4 protein-coding genes are annotated in these 4,071 nt (G+C 38.4%); all 4 read left to right on the top strand.

What is annotated here, in order from left to right; genetic code table 11:
- A partial coding sequence (locus tag AC1DRQ_RS29835) for an exosortase Y-associated Wzy-like protein (protein ID WP_477429511.1) occupies positions 1 to 1,378 on the top strand: 1,378 nt, incomplete at its 5' end.
- Positions 1,375 to 2,511: an XrtY-associated glycosyltransferase XYAG1 gene (locus AC1DRQ_RS29840; protein WP_477429513.1), complete on the top strand. Its 1,137-nt coding sequence runs from the start codon at positions 1,375 to 1,377 to the stop codon at positions 2,509 to 2,511. The genes AC1DRQ_RS29835 and AC1DRQ_RS29840, both read left to right, overlap by 4 nt.
- The gene (locus tag AC1DRQ_RS29845) at positions 2,508 to 3,128 is read left to right on the top strand and encodes a class I SAM-dependent methyltransferase (RefSeq protein WP_477429515.1); all 621 of its coding nucleotides are present in this window, start codon (positions 2,508 to 2,510) and stop codon (positions 3,126 to 3,128) included. The genes AC1DRQ_RS29840 and AC1DRQ_RS29845 overlap by 4 nt, the downstream gene beginning before the upstream one ends.
- Entirely contained in the window at positions 3,128 to 3,985 is an 858-nt protein-coding gene (locus tag AC1DRQ_RS29850) for a glycosyltransferase family 2 protein (protein WP_477429517.1), read from the top strand. Before AC1DRQ_RS29845 ends, AC1DRQ_RS29850 begins: the two co-directional genes overlap by 1 nt.
- Positions 3,986 to 4,071 lie beyond the last annotated feature (86 nt).

Below are 4,071 nucleotides of genomic sequence, written 5' to 3' on the forward strand. Positions count from 1 at the left end.
GTTCATTGTATTATTCCTGCCCTGGGCACTTTCACTTTTGTTAATGAATGATGCTGTATTATCATACTTTATTGCCTGGCTTGGATCATTCCTTATATTCTATCTTTCTTTAAGCGGCTGGATAAAACCCATACCTACCGACAGGAGCATGGGCGGGCAATTAATGCGGCCTATCTTTTTAGTGCAGATAATTTTTGCTGGATATATGGCCTGTACATCCATATTTTATTTTATGGATGTAATGGGGTACGAAAACTTTAAACACACAAGTTTTGTTTTGGTTGATCATGAAAAGTTATTACTCACCGCACAATGCCAGCGTTACTATTGTTTAGGACATGCCGCTCTTGTTTTTGGGATCCTGATCTTTATGGATTATCCGGTTAAAAAGCAGTATCACATCGAAACACAAAAACTGGCCAACCTGTTAATGTTATTTGCTATAGTCAGCTTCCCTGTTTCAATTTTCTTTTTAAAAATTCCGGGTTTATCGCAATTTTATTATCAGTTAAACTCTCTTAGCTTTATCGCAGGCACATTGGCACTGGCATTTGCTATTCCGCTTAAGAAAATTGGAAATACCTTGATATGCCTTGGTTTTTACTGCTTTAATTTTTACCAGTCGCTCCTTTCCGGGTTTAAAGAACCTATTATTATCAGCGTACTTGTGCTGGGCATTTTTCTATACCCCAGCTATAAAAAAGTAGTGGCATTTACTTTTATTCCCTTGTTATTGTTACTATTTATGCTTTTACCTACTTATAACCGCGTTTTTCGGCAAAATGCATGGTCAGGTGATAGTGATGCGAGTGAAGCCGGACAAATAGCGTTAGACGCAACATTAAACAGGGATTCGGACGAAGACGACTCAAACTGGGGCTTTTTAATTAACCGGTTAAGTGAAATTGATATGTTTATCAAGTTTGTTCAGTCTACCCCAAAACAAGTAGATTATTATGGTTTTACCTTGCTCAAGCAGTCCGGAATAGCGATAGTTCCACGGATATTCTGGCCATCCAAACCCAGTACCGAAGAGCTGATCATGGAGCGTGTTTATGACGCCGGGGTTGTTAACAGGTTATCAAAAGTATCTGCCAAACCCGCATTTGTGGTTGATGCTTATCTTTCGGGAGGAGCATTAGGCATATTTCTATGTCTGTTTGCTTATGGCGCAATAGCACAGCTAATCGCACTTAAGGCTGAAAGGCTTTTTGGCGGATATATTTTAGGAACTGCGCTTATTTTTAGCGGATTGTTTCAAATTATGTGGCGGGGCATCAGTTTTGAGTTTATCATCAATACGGTATTCTGGAGCTATATCACTATGCTAATCATCCATAAAATACTTACCGCGACAAACATTTTGCAAAAGATTTGAAAATTTTACAGATCTCGGCTTCTTATAAACCAGCCTTTATTTATGGAGGGCCAATCATGTCGGTATCTATGTTATGTGAGCACCTGGTAAAGGCCGGTTGTGAAATTAGTATGTACACCACAACCGCTAATGGACTGGACGAACTTGATGTAAATCCTAACCATACCGTAAATATTGATAATGTAACCGTCACTTATTTTAAACGCATCACTAAAGATCACACTCACTTTTCACCTCACCTGTTAAAAACAGTTTGGAAAACCGCTAAAGAATATGATGTCATCCATATCCATGCGTGGTGGAATTTGGTTTCTGTATTATCCTGCCTGATAGCTGTATGGCGCCATGTTCCTGTAATGGTTTCGGCCAGGGGTACTTTAAGTCCTTATTCATTTCAAAATAAAAACAGAAAGGTCAAATTACTTATACATGAGTTATTGAGCAAGTCCTTATTAAAACGATGCCACTTTCATGTAACATCAAACAGAGAAAATGAAGCGGTCAATAATGTACTTACCCCAAAAAGCATTACCAACATACCTAATTTTGTAAAACTTGCTGTTTGTCAGCCTTCTGTTGGTCACAGAGCATCTTCCTTATTAAAATTAATTTTCTTTTCTCGTATTGAAGAAAAAAAAGGCCTCGACATCTTGCTCAATGCCCTTAGCACGGTAAAAATTCCTTTTCATCTTACTATTGCCGGTACCGGCACTGATGCTTATATTAATGATTTAAGATCATTAGCAATCAAAATCGGTGTTGGTGATAAAATTACCTGGACAGGCTTTGTTAACGAAGCCAAATTTGACCTCCTGCAACAGCATGATCTTTTCATACTGCCATCATACGATGAAAATTTTGGCAACGCGGTTATTGAAAGCCTAAGTGTAGGTACAGCAGTACTCATAAGTGAGGGGGTTGGCTTAGCCGGTTATGTACAAAAAAATAATTTGGGCTGGATATGCCAGAGCAACCCGCTGTCAATTAGCGGGGCTATTAACAGCATAGCAAATCAGCAGCCCGATCTGATCCACATCAGAAATACAGCTCCCACAACCATACGAAGTGATTTTGATGAGAACCGGTTAACAAAACAATACCTGAACATGTATCAGCAAATTATATCAATATGACAGTATACCAGGAATATGGATACCCTAATGACAATCCTTGCCATGCATTTGATTATATGCAGCAACCACTTCTTTCGCTGCTTAACAAAACTAACAACCGTTGTATACTTGATTTAGGCTGTGGTAATGGTTATTTTGTAAACTACCTGATCTCTCAAGGGTTTGATGCTTATGGAATTGATGCTTCAGAACAAGGCATTGCAATAGCCAATAAAACAAATGCCGGCCGTTTTTTTATACAGGACCTGGCAAGTGGAGGCTTACCCCAGCAAATAAGCAATTTACCTTTTGATACCATCATTTCAACAGAAGTGATAGAACATCTATATAATCCATACTCGTTCATCGGCCTTTGTAAAGCGGTATTGAGCGAAACCAATGGTCAGCTTATTTTATCAACGCCTTATCATGGCTATTTAAAAAACCTGTTTATCAGTTTATTTAATAAATGGGATACGCACATGAGCCCGTTATGGCAGGGAGGGCATATTAAACTTTGGTCGGTTAAAACGTTATCGGCAATATTGAATGAACATGGCTTTAAGGTAAGTGATTTTAAAGGTTGCGGTCGTATACCCTACTTCTGGAAATCGATGATCATCAAATCAAATTTGTAATGTCCGAAAGCCTTGAGGTAGTAATTTTAACTTTTAACGAAGAAAAGAATATTGAGGCCTGCCTGCAAAGCCTGTCGGCGTTAAACGCGAAAATATTTATTGTCGATTCGGGCTCTACTGATAACACTTTAACTATATGTCAAAACTTTACAGCCCATATTTACAATCATCCATTTGAAAATTATGCAGCCCAAAGAAACTGGGCTCTCAAAAATTTACCTCTCGAAGCAGCATGGATACTTAACCTGGATGCCGACCATCGTGTTACTGAAGGGCTGGCAAATGAGCTGAACATGCTATTCAGCAATGCTATACCTGCTGATATCAATGGCTTTTTAATAAGCCGCCGAACTTTGTTTATGAATAAATGGATCAGGCATGGCGGTCACTATCCTACTTATCATGCTAACCTGTTCAGGAGGGGATGTGGCATTTGCGAAGAAAAATTATATGATCAGCATTTTATGGTCGCCGGTAAAACACAGGTACTCAAAAACGATATTATAGATATTATTACCGATTCTATCAATACGTTTATTATACGTCATAACCATTGGGCCACACTCGAAGCGCAATATTTGTTTACTCAAAAAAAGCTTGCAAACAATGATACCACCCAATTGGTTAAACCCAGGCTGCTTGGCAACCCGATGGAACGAAGACGGTATATGAAAAAGAGATACGAGTCATTCCCGCTGTTTGTAAGGCCGGTACTGTATTTTATGATCAGGTATTTTCTGAAATTTGGTTTTTTAGATGGAAAAACAGGTTTTATATTTCATTTTCTGCAGGGATTTTGGTTCAGGTTCCTGATTGATGCCAAACTATATGAATTGCAGCGCCAGCATAAAAATTAAAGCATGGTATCATTAATTTATTGAATGTGAAAAATCCGGTAATAAAATTTATAGCCACCTTCATCATATTGTTTGCCGTATTTTAT

The organism is Mucilaginibacter sp. P4_E8, assembly GCF_056401495.1.

Bases quoted from the DNA above. Each gene is read 5' to 3' on its own strand.
- AC1DRQ_RS29850 (WP_477429517.1), top strand. From the start codon at position 3,128: ATGTCCGAAAGCCTTGAGGTAGTAATTTTAACTTTTAACGAAGAAAAG.
- AC1DRQ_RS29845 (WP_477429515.1), top strand. From the start codon at position 2,508: ATGACAGTATACCAGGAATATGGATACCCTAATGACAATCCTTGCCAT.